Genomic DNA, 13,838 nt, shown 5'->3' with positions numbered 1-13,838 from the left:
GCTTAAAACTCCGCTAAAGCTTTCAGGCAAGTTTCTTGATGACTTCGCCCTAAACCTTTTGTGATATGTTTATTGGGTAAAGTTAACGAAAAAGCGATTTGTTGATCGGTTAACTGGTTTACTAAAAAACATAATTGGCTTAATCGATGCTCGTTATTTCCTGTTAACGTATTGTAATTAAGAGCTAATTCCTGTGATGCATCACTGGTAAACTCTTTCGTTAATAGCTGCTGAGTTTTAGCGTAGTGTTTCCACGACACCTTATTAAGTGCAGTGCCTTGCACAAAAGAAGTGAGTTGATAAAAGTCATCATTACCGGCTTTGATTTGTGCATTATCGCCATCATGTTCGTCATTGTCATGAAGTTGTGTATCAAGCTTTTCTGTGGGTATTGGCTTTGGATAAACATAAACTGTATCTATGGGCTCTATGTAGCTCCAAACCGACACTAAGCCAAAAGGGAAATGACTAATAATTTTCACTCTGTCAAAACCATAAGCACCACGTTCGCTACATTTAAGTGCTATTTCAACCGAGTTTTTCTCGTTGCTTTGTAGTGAAACAGCTTCAGATTCGATGTTATTATTGATTAGTTTTACTAATTCGCAGCGTGATTTTGCTTGTAGTTCAAAGCGTGCTACGGGCGCTTTTGGTGCATAATCTTCCTTCACTGAAAGATATTTAACCAATAAACCTCTGACATTTTTATAGCCAGTTAGTATCGCAAATACCATAACAACAACCATTAAATAAGCCATCGCTAATATAAGGTTATTTTGATAGTTAATACCCATCACAAAGTTAAGTAGGGCAATTATTAGAAACTGCCCACCAAGTTTAGAAGGAAGCACATAAATAGTTTTATGTTGGAGTTCTATTTCGTTTTTTTTATGTTTGTTTTTTAATAACTTATTAAAAACTAATTGACGAAATTGTTTAACAAAAGCAGGGCGCTTTAACATGTTTACAAGCTTACAGGCACATGTTTAAGTGCATAACCACTGTCGCCAGAATTTAACCCCAATCGGTGATCAGTCACGCTAGGAAAAACCGCTTGTACATCTTCAGGCAAAACAAAATCACGACCTTCGATATACGCCCATGACTTTGCAGCACGAGCAAGTGCAATACTTGCTCTTGGTGATAATGGGTTTACAAAATGACTATCTTGGCGAGTAAAAGCGACTAGTTCGAGTATGTAGTCAACAACCGTATGACTTATTGTTACAGTATTAATTTCTTTTTGAATAACAGCGAGTTGTTCTGAGTTAATGCGAACAGGTAAATCATCATAGTTACGGTTGTTTAGACCTAAAATAAGGTTTTTCTCGGCTTGTTTATCAGGAAAACCTAAACTGATACGCATGAAAAATCGGTCTAATTGTGACTCTGGTAACGGATAAGTTCCAGATTGGTGCACTGGGTTTTGAGTTGCAATAACAAAAAATGGTGATGGTAGGGCGTGTTTAACCGAATCCACCGTCACTTGTTTTTCTTCCATTGCCTCTAAAAGCGCACTTTGTGTTTTAGGACCAGCACGATTAATTTCATCACCTAAAACAACTTGGCTAAATACAGGGCCTTGATGAAAAGAAAAACTATGTTCTTTAGCATCAAAAATGTTTGTACCAAGAATATCAGAAGGTAATAAATCACTTGTGAATTGAATACGTTGATACGACAATCCAAGAACTGCTGCAAGTGCATGAGATAAAGTGGTTTTTCCCATACCAGGCAAATCCTCAATGAGCAAATGACCTTCACTAAATAAGCATGCTAAAGCAAGTTTAATTTGTTGTTGTTTACCAAAAATGACCGTAGACAGATCATCAATTATGAGTTGGATTGTCGAATTCATAAACTACTTAATTTGTTATGGTTTCCATCAATTCTAGACGTTTCATAACAGAGTCGACTTTTTTTGAGTTAAAAGGTTTAGCAATAAAACCTCGGGCGCCTAATTCCCAAGTGTTTTGAACATTCTCAAGACTGTTATGACCTGAACACATAACAACGTGAGTATGGGGATGTCGGTCATTCAAATATTCAAGAATTTCCTCACCGTCAGTGTTAGGTAGCTCAATATCAAGAAAGATAACGTTTGGTGACTTTTCTTCAATTAGAGTTTTGGCTGATTCAAAATCTCGACTTTCTAAAATATCGTCAAAACCAAGACCAGTTAAAATTTGATTTAGATAGTCGCGAATATCTTGCATATCGTCGATTATCAGAATAGGTTCTAACGGTTTCACAAATTCCATATCGTTTACATCTTATCGTTACATCTTAAGTTGATAGTTTTAATATATGTCATGCGATAAGTAAGCTCAAGAAACTCAGACTAATAAAATAGATAATATGACAAAACACCATCATTATGTCCGATACCATCTAGTATTGGACTTAGCGTATATAGAGAATAGGTACCAGGATATACCACTGGGTTACTTCCTATAATTTATATTATGTTAAATAGCGTATTTGTCTTTATAAGTAGGTTCATTAGTCGTTAGATTTTAAGGTTTTTTAGCCCCTTTTTTGCTTAATTTGGGTTTTCACGGTTTTATAGTTTTTTATAAACTGCTCATTTTTACTTTGTAAATTTTCAACCAAACTTACTTCATTCCAATAAGACTACAACGATGACTTTTTACAAACCTAGATTTGAAATGCCTTTCTTGTACGGCTTCCCAAAAATATAAAAGCAATTTTTCACTGCCTGTAACCGTAATGGCTTTAAGTTCATTGACTATGATTTACTGTTCGTTATAACCAAAGCCACTTAGATGCCCTACAAATTCAAATTGGGCAGCTGTACGATTTGATTTAAGTAAGTTAGACGCTGAATATCATTGGTAATGAATTAATCAAAATGAGTGATCAACTTCTCTGTAAGAATTTACAATTTCTGAATATAAAAATGATTTATTAATTTTAGACTTTCAAAAATTCCCAGTTACATTAATACGTAGCCAACTACGTACCAGCCAATTGGCCAAAACGCTAACAAACTATATGTGATTAGGTTTGCATTCCTAACTTTAGTCTTAATGTCATTTTTATTGAGTCCGGTATCTGCAAGCATTTTCTTTGAAACTAAAAATTCAGACCACCATGATACAAAATAAAATGGAATAAGTAGGAATAACCCTGCAAATAAAATCATCCAATGTAAGTCAGATTCATAAGGGATTAACCAAGGTGCTTGCCACGTTACTGCTAACATTTTGCCGACAAATGTATCCACGCCATACGCTCCGCCACCACCTGTCAGCATTTGTATTAAAACAAGAATTACCCAAGTTAGAGGAACCCCAACAATTGTAGATACTAAGTTTGAAACAAATGCCGTTTTTGCCGATAGTGCTTTGGTTAAATATAAGCTATTTCGAAGGTATATTGCTTCAATAGCAATTATTGGTAACAAAGAGATCGAATACACAGGCACTGCAAGCATAATCATAGGTAGTCCTGCGTTTGCTGAGGCACCAAAAGAGATAATAACGAGGGGCAATAAAAAGAGAAAAATTATGAATTTATTCAAAACTATCCTTAGTGTTCTGTTCTTCCTTATACTTAACTGTCAATTTAACTTAATGTTATTTCCAAATCAAAGTCTACTCAAACTATCAGTTTCTCTATTAATTTAAGATAGTCATTGGGTTTAGCTTCACAAGCGTTACTCGGTCTTACGAACTTTAAATATGTCTCAGATAGCAATATTTATACTGTAGTTTCGTTATATCTTCACCATATTTTCAATTACGCGCTTTATCGAAGTAATGTCTGTTTTCACTTTGGCAACAGTGGCGAACGCGCCACCAATTTGCACAATGACAATGAAAAGTAAGTTTATTGAGTTTGTATTTGCTGTCATGCCCTACTCTATGTCTAATGCCAAAACTAACTGATTAAACTCAGCCAATGAGTAAAGTATTAAGCTTATTGGCCAAGACATTGCGCGTGAAGTGGTGGGTGTTGTTGTAGCTAACATTAAAAGTAATGGTGCAATTATCCGCTCTATACGTGGCGCTGCTTAGTTGTTAAGTAGTTGAGATTCGTGTAAAAAGGATTCTTTAAGCGAGGGAATGTAATGACTGAAAATAAACCTGAATATTCAGCAAATGTGATGAGGATGTTTGGCTATGGAATAATTGTATTTTTCATATTGATTATTCTTTTTGTACTATTTAAATTTACGGAAGATTTCCCAATATTCACTTGGGATATCAATGATAGAACACCAGAGCAAGTGTTAAATAACTGGAAAGATACATCTTCAATATTGAATAGTCTCCTGTCACCAATACTTCTATTTTTTAGCGTTGTACTTCTTTGGTTAACATGGAGAACAAGCAGAACTGAATTAAGCCTGACGCGAAATATTATCAAAGAACAATTATCTAATCAGAGGAGAAAAGACGACTTAGATATTTTAAGTAGGCAGTCACTTTATCTAAATGAAAAGATGAATGAAAAGCTTAAAGTCTTTGATCTTTTTTATAATAGTTCAGCAAATGTTGAGCTTTTTAATTTTTTAGATGGGCTATACAAAAACTCTAATCCGAGACTCCTTGAGTTTTACAAGTCAATTGGTTTTGACTATGAAGCACAATCCTCAAAAAATGATTTTTCTAATGAACTTTATTTAAAGCTATATCAAATTGAGCAATCTCAAAAAGAACTCATTATCAGAGGAACACACATAAGTGTATGCTATGGACTCAATTTTAATAAATGCAAATACTTAAACAAATTTATTGGACTTGAAGCATATAAAGTTCAGAATATCTTTTTTGATGTCTATTCTGCCATCTACATGGAAAACCTTCTAATTAATCAATATGTTAAATCCACAATGCTACTTTTAAGAAAAATTCACAACACTGAAAGTGTGTACAAAAAAGAGTTAATTCAAGAATTTATGCTTATTTACGATTTAGAAATCGCAAAACGTCTAATCCAATTCAGCGACGATATCCCCGATAATTTTTTTGAATAAAGAATTTATCAGGGATATTAAATAACCACTTAGAGACATCGGCTTACAAAGACGTTTATGAACTTTAAAACTAAACATTCAGAAAAAAAACAACCCCGTATTCCCTTGGGTTTACTTACCGTAATTAGTGCTGCTATTGCATGCTCACTTATAGGGATAGAGTTTTTTAGGCGCTTTTCATTTAATAATAACGCACCTATTGAAAACTGGATTACAACAGCAACATACCTTAACAATGCCATTTCACCTATTTTATTGTTTGCTTCAGTATTATTACTATATAGAACATGGAGTGATTCAAAAAAAGCATTGGAGGTTCAAAAGCAAGAGTTAGAGGCAACAAAAGTAGTACTAAAAGAACAAACTGACACTCAAAACTTTAGCGTGTTCAAGGAAGCCTTATTCGAAATAACAGATTCAATAGATATTCTTTTAGAAAAGAAAGTATTATTTAAGCGGACAGAAGGTGATTCCAGACTTTATACTGAAGGTAGCTGGGGTTTTAAAACAGAATTAAAAGAGTTTCCTGATGATGAACGTTTCATGACACATCTTGATTTTTTATCGGACTATTTTTTTGAAATAAGGAGCATCCAAGTAAAGAATGGTACAGCCAGTGAAAGCTTTAAAAAGCTGATATTTACGGACACTTACCAATATATTGAAAAAATAAAAACCATTGCTTTGCTTTTTTATAAGCAAGAAATGAATGTACATCGCGATACGCTTGAACTGATAATATTCCACCGTCTCCATATTTTTGTTTGGTTAATGTTCTTGGAAATTGCTTACAAGTTATATAGAGAAGAAACAAAAGAAAATTCTCATGAGTCTGCAGAGCTTGTGTTTGAAGTAATAGCTGGTTTAACATGTAGGCAACTAAAAGAAATTTACTGGTTAAAGGCGTTATCACCAGAGCTTGACCGAGAACTTAGAGCTCGCAACCTCCTTTAACGATGTAAACCCCTTTCCAGCCGAAAGCTAATCCCTTAAATTTTATACTCGTTACCAGTGTTTTACTTAAACCCTGGTAACAATGACAGTTCCAATTCCCTTACCCAAACACCCTAAACGCTCTAACTTTAAGTTAGTGCCGAATAGTCAAGTGCATTTAAACAAAGCAAATAACGCCACTGAGGGGTATGATCTTGAAGGTATTTAGGGAATTTCACTTCGCCCAATTAAACGCCCTAGCAACACCTAGCCCAATTTCATGCAGCACTACAAACCCCGCGCCGTAGAGAGTGGCCCAAGCTGGGATAATGATAAAGTCGAGGGTTGAGGTGGATGATGAAACAGCGACTTCTTGGTAATTAGTAAGCCATGGGTAAAAACCTACGCTGTAGAGAATAACAATAGGTGCGGCAAAGAGTACTAAACGTAGTTTTCGTGCTTTAAAAAACGGTATAAATGAAGCTCCTAGCATCAATAATAACGGCACAAACACGTAGACTACAGAGGTAAAATCATTGAGCGTCATGCCTAAACCAACAGTTACAATCAGCATGAATAAAGCAATAAAAATGCGGTAAGCGGCTGTAAAATTCATTGTCATTCCTTGTAATAAACCTACAACCACCCTAGCATGGTAATTTTTAAATGTATATTTTATATGACAATTATCTTATTGCACTCGATACTTTCTACGAAATACTTATCATGGCTTACTACTATAAACCCACCTTTAAAGTCTTGTAATGATTTTGCTAATAACTGTTTTGATTCAAGGTCTAGGTGATTATCAGGCTCATCTAATAACAAGAATGCAGTGCTTTCAATATTACTAACAATACACATGGCTAGTTTCATTTTCTCGCCACCACTCAAAAATGCGGCGTGTTTAAATACAGCATCCTTTCTAAAGCCAATACTTGCAAGTAAAGTTCGCGCGGTGCTCTGGCTTAAATCTTTACAGTAAGTCATGAGATTTTCAAGCATGGTTAGCTCGTTGTTTATGAGTGTAAAATGTTGGTCTAAATAATAAAGAGCTTGGTTGCAATATAACTCCCCTACTTTAGCTGGTATCTCTCCTATAAGAGTTTTAAGTAAGGTTGATTTTCCGGCGCCATTAGCGCCAGCTAAATGAACTTTATCATCACTGTACACCTGAAAAGTTAGCGACTTTTGGGCACCATATGCTAATACTACATCATCCAGGCTGAGTACTTTGTGATGCTTAGCCTCACCTGTTTGCGATAAATAAAATTGTTGGGCTTTCACTTGTTCAAGCTGACTTAAAAATTGTTGTTTATTGCTATTTAGCTTACCTTCTCGCTTAGCGGTATTTTTACTTTGCGAAGATAAATTTGCACTGGCTTTATCTTTTTTCGCATCCATTAACACTTTAGGTTGGCTACCAGACTTTCTAAGTGCTGCGCCCTGAGCTGCTCGCTTAAGTGTTTTTTGCTGTTGTAATTGCTCTGCTGCTTTGAGTATAGTTTGCTGTTTAACAACGTGGTTTAGTTTGTTTGCAAGCGCAGCAACTTGCTTGTGCTTTTGACTTTGGTATTGTGAAAAACACGTACCATATTGTGTTAAACCAAGGGTTGTTAGTTCCCATATTTCATGTGCTTGTTCTAATAATTCTTGGTCGTGACTAATCAGTAATATTTGTCCTTTGAATTTGTTAATTTGCTCTATAAGCCAGCGCTTACCGTGTGCATCTAGGTGGTTTGAAGGTTCATCGAGTATTAAAATATCGTGATTAAAGAAGTTAAATAGCGCCCAGAGCTTTAATTGACTAAACTGGCCGCCGCTTAAATATTTGCTTAATGAGTTAGGGGTTTTGCTTTTTATACCTAACCTCAAAAGCTCTGCCTTAAAGCGCTCTGGTAAGTCCCAATTGTCTTCTAGTAAAGTTAAATTTTGCTCTGTAACTTGCCCTTGGTTTATCGCTTCAAGGGCATTAAACATAGACTCTAAGCCAATAGCCTCTGCAATTGTTAGATTATCAGCCTGATTTACATCGTCTATTTGCTCATAAAAGCCAAGGGTTGAATTACAAACAACCGTGCCAGAGATTGGCTCTCTTTGCTTAGTAAGTATTGACGCTAATATAGATTTACCGCAGCCGTTCCTGCCAACTAACGCAGTAACTTTTGCAGTGAGAGAAAATGAAAGGTCGTTAAATACAACATCGCCATTGCCATGTTGATAACATAAATTGAAAGCTTGAAGTTGTGGCATAGTGCCTCCTGTATTACAGGGGCAGTGATACCAATCCACAATAATACTTAATCATTTTGAGGGATAAAACCTGCCGCTACCTTCTTTAAAAATATCTCATTAAGAACAACTTAATAACGAAATTTTTGCCTTGTTATCGACGATGTTTTATTGCCTCAAAATAGACCACTTAATTAAGAGAATTGGTATTAGGCATTTGATCACACGAGAAGGAATATAATGTAAGTGATAGTGAGCAACGCCTACTAACCCTGTTGGTCCAAAAAGATAAATTGAAATTGGATAACAGGTTTAGATGTTCATGTTGGCGGCTACTCCTAAAAATTGAGCTCTCATAATAACCATCCACTGCCTAAATGGCAACGAGTTATGTTACTCTTAAGCCACTGAACATTTAAAGGAATCTATTTTGAATTTAGTTGAAAGCCAGCATGCCTCACAAAACCCTATTCAAGTTAAGCTGCAAATTGCTGAACATAAGCGTGTTTTTGTCATTGGCGATTTAGATGCAGATTTAGCTAAATTTGAACAGGCGCTCTGCTCTGTCAATTTTAATCCAAGCACGGATATTCTTTTTTCACTCGGCGATGTAATAGACCGGGGTGATAACAGCATTGCTTTATTAAGACGTTTTAAAGAGTTGGGTGTAAACATGTGTTTAGGTAACCACGAGCACATGCTACTTGAATCATTATTAGCAAATAATGAAGATTATTATCGCTTATGGGTTGAAAATGGCGGCCATTGGCACACCCAAGCAACCGATGAAGAGCTTAAATTTGTCTTTCAGCAACTTCTTAAGTGCCCTCTTTCTTATTTTGTTGAATACGCTGGTATAAAAATCGGCCTCTCGCATACCACGTGCGCTGATTGGGATTGGAATAATCCAACAAAAGATAAAGAAAAAGCTATTAGTTTACTACTTTGGGATAGAGCTTTAACCAAAGCAAAGAAGCCAGTAATAAACCCAAGTATCGATTTTTCAGTGCACGGTCATAACACCACTAAAGAGCCTTATTGGCTAGGTAATAGCTATCATCTTGACACTAATTACCTCAGTGGTAAGCCTACTATAGTTGAGCTTAAAACACTGATAAACCAGTTTTCATCAATGTAAGCTTGCCAGTCGTTCGACAGTTTGATCATCAAGGTATTTTTTATAGGTGAGCCGTGCATGCCACAGCTGCTCATCGTTTTCTTGAATGTAAATAATTGGGCCAGCAACTTTATTCGCTAAGCTAGTTAATTTACTGTATTCACGGGTATCAATTATGCCATCGCTGAAGTAGCTTCGTGCCGTATTTAAAAATTGCTCTTCTTTATAGATATCGCTATGCCAAATTAACGAACGATACATACTTGCTGTTATTTCGGATGGCTTGTCATTCGAACGAAAGAGTTTCACTTCTGTATAAATTGAATTACCGGTGATTACAATCCCTATTAACGACAACGTCGTAAGAGTCATCATCCATTTCATGCTCTATTCCTCAAAATTAGGTACTAACCTAACTATAGGTGATGAAGATGAATGTATGCTGTTTATTTAATTAATTAGGATTGGTAAAACTATTTTCAAGATACTTAATTCTTGTTTTAAATGTTGTTTAATGTATTAGGCAAACTAGCCTAATACATTAACATCACTACTAGTGAAGTGCCGCTGTAAATGGAATATTTTTACAGATTTCAGCTTCTGCTATCAAAATTTCTTCAAGGCGAGCATCAACTTCTTGCTTATCGAAATACTCGTAGGCAAGTTCAACGAATAAGTTTTTATGTTTTTCTTCTGATTTAGCAATCGCGACATAAAACTCTTTTTCTTTACCTGCTGGTAAGGCTTCAGCGACAAGCGAAAAACGCTCATGTCCGCGAGCTTCTATAACTCCTGCGACTAATAAGCGGTCCATTAAAAATTCATCACGACCATTTCTGAAAACCGCGCGAATTTGTTTGATGTAAGGATCTTTTTGATCATTACCAAGTGAAACATCACGTTCCATTAGTAATTTTAAAACTTGCTTAAAATGAATCATTTCTTCTAACGCTAAATCAGTCATAGCTTTAACGAGCTTACGACGATCTGGGTAGTGTGAAAGCATAGACATAGCCATACCAGAGGCTTTTTTTTCTGCTGCAGCATGATCTTGTAAAAAGGTATTGAAGTCAGCCAAGACTCCTTCTGTCCATTCAAATGGCGTGTGGTATTTTAATTCAAACATAATAAGGAACAACTTAACTTATAATGGCGGCGATTTTAGCGTATTTTACTTATGATTATAACCAAGAGATTTATCAATTTTACCACTTCGGGTTGATGACACTTTATCTGGGTGTTTTATGTCATTCCAAGCTGTGACCTTGCCCCCAATATTAAGCTGTTTAAAGCTGATTGGTTGTTCCGTGCTTAAAAAATGCTGCAATAGTTGCGGGCTATTAGGGTCAGCAACATTAAGTGTTAGTAATTGATGTTCACAGCCTTTAAAGTAATCTGCTATTTGCTGTTGATGGCGCTGATAACAGGCTGTTAAATACTCATCAGATTCTAAATCTGCCAAACTATAGTGGCCAAACACATCAAGATAACAGCGTTTTAAGTGGATATTAAAGCCACCGTCTGGGCGCATTAAATTAGTGTGCATACGTGTTAATAGCTGCCTGATTGATGGTAGCCATTTAGCTAAGTCGCGCTCAAGATTTATAAAGCGGCTGTTTGCAAAGTGTTTATCGAGAAAAACATATTCACTAAATACAGGGGTGTCGGCAATAACGTCTGCGTTGGTAATTGCTTGTTGGGTATAGGCTGTGTGCGAGGTTTTATAGCCAAGTTCTAAAAAGCTGTTACATATACTGGTTGTGCCGGTTCGTGGTAAACCGATTATAAAAATTTTTGAGCTCATGGCACCTTATCAATAGATAACCACAGCGACTTATCTTCTACTGGGGTTAACCTTGGTAATTCGTTATTGTTCAATTCTATAATAATCTTGTCATGAACGTGGGCATTTTTAATGAAATCACGATTATATTTAAAGAATAGCTCGTCAAATTCACCGTTTTTACGCATAACTTTTAAACCCTCATTCACCGCTTTTGCAATTTCAGGCTTATCTTTGTTAAAAAAGAAATAAATAGGGCTTTTATATTTAAGCATTAGTTGCGGAAGAACAACCAAGTCGATTTTTTTCTCGAAATTAGCCTTTTCCTCCTCTATTTCGAGTATAGAGCGTGGAAATAACTGCCCTCTTCCTTTATCAAGCATAACGAACAATGACTCAAAATCTTGAGAAGTAGCCACAGTTAAATTGTTGCCTTTTAAAATATCTGTGTCAGGCCAGTGCTGGCCTTGTATAAATATAATATTTTTGAGATCGTCGTATGTCTTGATTTGGCTTAGATAAGGTAATTGCCTTTTAGTTGTAAACATTAAACGCCACCCGAACAGTCCTTTAAAAATAGGAATTCTCAATGGCAATAACATTTTTTCACGTTCAGTATTGGTCATACTCCAATACACATTAATACCAGTTCCAGTTGCTATTTCTCTAAGAACTCTGTTTTGTCCTAATAGTCTTGGTGACGGTGTTAAAGTAAAATTATAACCACTTCTCTCAAGTGCGGTACGAAGCAATATAAGAGGATAAAGTAAACTTTCATCAAGGTTTGGCAAAGTCTTAGGGTAAATTACCCTAAGAGTTTCAGGTGGAATAGCAACCGCTTTTTTTGCATTGATTGTTTTTACATTTGCCGAACAAATATTTATTAAAAACAGTAAGGTAAGAGTAAAAACAACTTTCTGCATATTAGAATACCTGTGTAACTAATAACATCACTGCACTGATCAAAATAGTTAAGAAGGTGAGTATCATTCCTAACGCTCGTAATTTCATTATATTATCAACGAGTGCATAACTATGACAAAAACGGCCTGCAACAAGCATTGAACCTAAAATATAGCAGAAATGACTAGGAAGACCCTGATACTCTAATAAAAATAGCAGAATCAATGAAAATGGCACATATTCAATAAAATTAGCATGGGTACGTATAGCTGCTTGTAGGCTTGCATCACCACCATCGCCTAGTGAAATACGTTTTGCTTTACGAAGTTTAATTACACGAAAGCTAAGTTGGATGTATAAAATGGCCAAAATGGCAGCAAAAGTTGAAACAATCACAGTTTTTCCAATTTTTATTTAAAGTTAGACGCTTAGCACTGTTTATTGCTAGGCTGTTAAGTAAGTAGTTAGGTTAGCTCAGTATGATATTTAATGTCTAACAGTTCTTAAGGAAGTGCATGTTTACGCCAAGAAAAATTGCCGATAATTACCGTGAAATGGTAAGTAGTATCGGTTTTTACCCTTCAATGCTCTCTGTCATGTTTTTGATTTTCGGATTAATTAGCATTGCAGTAGAGTACTCTTCACTATCAATGGAGTTTAAAAAGCTGATTGGCGTGTTGTTGGTCGACAGCGAAGAAAACGCCCGAACTATCCTCAGTACGCTTGCAGGAAGCATTATCTCGTTAACGGTTTTTAGCTTTTCTATGGTTATGGTAGTGCTAAACAGCGCCAGTGCTAGCCTTTCTCCTCGAGTATTACCTGGACTAATTACCCGTAAATCGCACCAATTAGTGCTTGGCTTTTATCTTGGTAGTATTATCTACACTATATTAATGTTGATAAACATACGTACCATTGGTGATGGAGATATGGGAATTCCATCTTTGGGTATCTTCTTTTCTTTGGTTTTTGGTTTGATTTCGCTGGGATTTTTTGTGTTTTTTATTCACTCAATTTCTAAAGCGATTCAGGTCGATAATGTGTTAAACGATCTATTTAAAAATACCAAAGGCGAGCTTAAATGCATTATTAATATGCAACAAGAAAACCCAGTTGAGCATTTTCCTGACTTTGATGACTGGCTTAGCATAAAAAGTAAAACAGAAGGCTACTTTAAAGGCGCACATAGCGATAAATTGTGTGCATTGTGCCAACAGCACGGTATAAAAATTTATATCTCGGTTAAGCAAGGCTTCTTTACGGTTAAAGGTTATCCGTTTTTAAAATGTGATACTGACTTATCTGACAACCCAGAGCTTGTAGAGCAACTACTAAACTGTTTTATCTTTTATATCGAAGAGTATATCAGCGACCATTACCGCTACGGTATGACACAAATCTCAGAAATTGCAGTAAAAGCCATGAGTCCGGGGATTAATGATCCTGGCACTGCGGTAAAAGCCATTGATATGCTGAGTATCTTATTGATTTTACGTTTAGATATTTATGATGTTAATTACTCGCTTAAACGATGCGAGAACAATCAACCACACCTTTATATACACGAAACATCATTCGATGAGCTACTGCACGATAACTTTACGCCTATTCGTAACTACGCAAAAAATGACGCCTATGTCATGGTTAACGTACTTGAAGCTTTTAAAAATATATTGTTTAGAGCATCTGATAACCAAAAAGCAACAGATAGTTTGTTTGTTTATTTAGGGGCGATTATTGAAGATATCGATACGCATATTAGTAATGAGTATGACCGAGAACAAATTACTAATATGCTTAAAGCCATAGCCCGTATTTCAGAGCAACAAGGTGAAAAATTGCTGGCAAGCTTCACCAGCAATCAATAG

General features: G+C 35.8%; 16 protein-coding genes. 4 read left to right on the top strand and 12 right to left on the bottom strand.

Annotated features, from left to right (window positions below):
• Positions 1-2: 2 nt before the first annotated feature.
• From J3455_RS11640 to J3455_RS11620, 5 genes are all read right to left on the bottom strand, one after another.
• Positions 3-962 carry a DUF58 domain-containing protein gene (locus tag J3455_RS11640; RefSeq protein WP_167657666.1) on the bottom strand — a complete coding sequence of 320 codons (960 nt, stop codon included), beginning with the start codon at positions 960-962 and terminating at the stop codon, positions 3-5.
• A gap of 2 nt (positions 963-964) precedes the next feature.
• A complete protein-coding gene (locus J3455_RS11635) occupies positions 965-1,858 on the bottom strand; it encodes an AAA family ATPase (RefSeq protein WP_239977074.1) in 894 nt (297 codons plus the stop codon).
• Positions 1,859-1,865: 7 nt separating this feature from the next.
• Positions 1,866-2,261 (bottom strand): response regulator, encoded by a 396-nt coding sequence (locus J3455_RS11630; RefSeq protein WP_130051501.1) that lies wholly within the window; start codon positions 2,259-2,261, stop codon positions 1,866-1,868.
• 695 nt (positions 2,262-2,956) lie between these two features.
• Positions 2,957-3,544, bottom strand: a complete 588-nt coding sequence (locus tag J3455_RS11625) for a hypothetical protein (RefSeq protein ID WP_167657667.1) — start codon at positions 3,542-3,544, stop codon at positions 2,957-2,959.
• Positions 3,545-3,739: 195 nt separating this feature from the next.
• A complete protein-coding gene (locus J3455_RS11620) occupies positions 3,740-3,877 on the bottom strand; it encodes a hypothetical protein (protein ID WP_167657668.1) in 138 nt (45 codons plus the stop codon).
• Positions 3,878-4,093: 216 nt separating this feature from the next.
• Between J3455_RS11620 and J3455_RS11615 the strand changes: the two genes are divergently transcribed.
• Together J3455_RS11615 and J3455_RS11610 are read left to right on the top strand one after the other, a co-directional pair.
• On the top strand, positions 4,094-5,002 hold the full coding sequence (locus J3455_RS11615; RefSeq protein WP_349561771.1) for a hypothetical protein: 909 nt from the start codon (positions 4,094-4,096) through the stop codon (positions 5,000-5,002).
• A 57-nt stretch (positions 5,003-5,059) separates the two neighbouring features.
• Positions 5,060-5,956 carry a hypothetical protein gene (locus J3455_RS11610; RefSeq protein WP_167657670.1) on the top strand — a complete coding sequence of 299 codons (897 nt, stop codon included), beginning with the start codon at positions 5,060-5,062 and terminating at the stop codon, positions 5,954-5,956.
• Positions 5,957-6,170: 214 nt separating this feature from the next.
• Here the strand turns inward: J3455_RS11610 and J3455_RS11605 are convergent, their stop codons facing one another.
• Both J3455_RS11605 and J3455_RS11600 read right to left on the bottom strand, forming a co-directional pair.
• A complete protein-coding gene (locus J3455_RS11605) occupies positions 6,171-6,551 on the bottom strand; it encodes a hypothetical protein (protein WP_349561770.1) in 381 nt (126 codons plus the stop codon).
• 59 nt (positions 6,552-6,610) lie between these two features.
• Positions 6,611-8,188: an ATP-binding cassette domain-containing protein gene (locus J3455_RS11600; protein WP_349561769.1), complete on the bottom strand. Its 1,578-nt coding sequence runs from the start codon at positions 8,186-8,188 to the stop codon at positions 6,611-6,613.
• A 409-nt stretch (positions 8,189-8,597) separates the two neighbouring features.
• Here J3455_RS11600 and J3455_RS11595 point away from each other — a divergent pair, with 409 nt between their 5' ends.
• Positions 8,598-9,305 carry a metallophosphoesterase gene (locus J3455_RS11595; protein WP_167657673.1) on the top strand — a complete coding sequence of 236 codons (708 nt, stop codon included), beginning with the start codon at positions 8,598-8,600 and terminating at the stop codon, positions 9,303-9,305.
• Here the strand turns inward: J3455_RS11595 and J3455_RS11590 are convergent.
• The 5 genes from J3455_RS11590 to J3455_RS11570 all read right to left on the bottom strand — a co-directional run bounded on the left by J3455_RS11590 (position 9,297) and on the right by J3455_RS11570 (position 12,366).
• On the bottom strand, positions 9,297-9,668 hold the full coding sequence (locus J3455_RS11590; protein WP_130051506.1) for a hypothetical protein: 372 nt from the start codon (positions 9,666-9,668) through the stop codon (positions 9,297-9,299). The genes J3455_RS11595 and J3455_RS11590 overlap by 9 nt on opposite strands.
• 169 nt (positions 9,669-9,837) lie before the next feature.
• Positions 9,838-10,410: a MiaE family protein gene (locus J3455_RS11585; RefSeq protein WP_130051507.1), complete on the bottom strand. Its 573-nt coding sequence runs from the start codon at positions 10,408-10,410 to the stop codon at positions 9,838-9,840.
• Between the two features lie 45 nt (positions 10,411-10,455).
• The gene (locus J3455_RS11580; RefSeq protein ID WP_349561767.1) at positions 10,456-11,088 is read right to left on the bottom strand and encodes a sulfotransferase; all 633 of its coding nucleotides are present in this window, start codon (positions 11,086-11,088) and stop codon (positions 10,456-10,458) included.
• Positions 11,085-11,990, bottom strand: coding sequence for a substrate-binding periplasmic protein (locus tag J3455_RS11575; protein ID WP_349561765.1), 906 nt, complete (start codon positions 11,988-11,990; stop codon positions 11,085-11,087). Before J3455_RS11575 ends, J3455_RS11580 begins: the two co-directional genes overlap by 4 nt.
• Before the next feature lies 1 nt (position 11,991).
• Positions 11,992-12,366: an MAPEG family protein gene (locus J3455_RS11570; protein ID WP_130051510.1), complete on the bottom strand. Its 375-nt coding sequence runs from the start codon at positions 12,364-12,366 to the stop codon at positions 11,992-11,994.
• A gap of 119 nt (positions 12,367-12,485) precedes the next feature.
• On the opposite strand from J3455_RS11570, the gene J3455_RS11565 reads away from it, so the two are divergent.
• Positions 12,486-13,838, top strand: coding sequence for a DUF2254 domain-containing protein (locus tag J3455_RS11565; protein WP_349561764.1), 1,353 nt, complete (start codon positions 12,486-12,488; stop codon positions 13,836-13,838).

The organism is Pseudoalteromonas sp. NFXS39 (assembly GCF_040148775.1).
Taxonomy (GTDB): domain Bacteria; phylum Pseudomonadota; class Gammaproteobacteria; order Enterobacterales; family Alteromonadaceae; genus Pseudoalteromonas; species Pseudoalteromonas apostichopi.
Note: the sequence above shows the minus strand (reverse complement) of the source record. Positions and strands in the feature narration are given on the sequence as shown.

What these genes read in the sequence shown, in the direction of transcription:
- J3455_RS11615 (WP_349561771.1), top strand. Translation starts at nt 4,094, where the DNA reads ATGACTGAAAATAAACCTGAATATTCAGCAAATGTGATGAGGATGTTT.
- J3455_RS11635 (WP_239977074.1), bottom strand. Translation starts at nt 1,858, where the DNA reads ATGAATTCGACAATCCAACTCATAATTGATGATCTGTCTACGGTCATT.
- J3455_RS11585 (WP_130051507.1), bottom strand. Translation starts at nt 10,410, where the DNA reads ATGTTTGAATTAAAATACCACACGCCATTTGAATGGACAGAAGGAGTC.
- J3455_RS11630 (WP_130051501.1), bottom strand. Translation starts at nt 2,261, where the DNA reads ATGGAATTTGTGAAACCGTTAGAACCTATTCTGATAATCGACGATATG.
- J3455_RS11580 (WP_349561767.1), bottom strand. Translation starts at nt 11,088, where the DNA reads ATGAGCTCAAAAATTTTTATAATCGGTTTACCACGAACCGGCACAACC.
- J3455_RS11575 (WP_349561765.1), bottom strand. Translation starts at nt 11,990, where the DNA reads ATGCAGAAAGTTGTTTTTACTCTTACCTTACTGTTTTTAATAAATATT.
- J3455_RS11600 (WP_349561769.1), bottom strand. Translation starts at nt 8,188, where the DNA reads ATGCCACAACTTCAAGCTTTCAATTTATGTTATCAACATGGCAATGGC.
- J3455_RS11590 (WP_130051506.1), bottom strand. Translation starts at nt 9,668, where the DNA reads ATGAAATGGATGATGACTCTTACGACGTTGTCGTTAATAGGGATTGTA.
- J3455_RS11565 (WP_349561764.1), top strand. Translation starts at nt 12,486, where the DNA reads ATGTTTACGCCAAGAAAAATTGCCGATAATTACCGTGAAATGGTAAGT.
- J3455_RS11640 (WP_167657666.1), bottom strand. Translation starts at nt 962, where the DNA reads ATGTTAAAGCGCCCTGCTTTTGTTAAACAATTTCGTCAATTAGTTTTT.
- J3455_RS11605 (WP_349561770.1), bottom strand. Translation starts at nt 6,551, where the DNA reads ATGAATTTTACAGCCGCTTACCGCATTTTTATTGCTTTATTCATGCTG.
- J3455_RS11610 (WP_167657670.1), top strand. Translation starts at nt 5,060, where the DNA reads ATGAACTTTAAAACTAAACATTCAGAAAAAAAACAACCCCGTATTCCC.
- J3455_RS11620 (WP_167657668.1), bottom strand. Translation starts at nt 3,877, where the DNA reads ATGACAGCAAATACAAACTCAATAAACTTACTTTTCATTGTCATTGTG.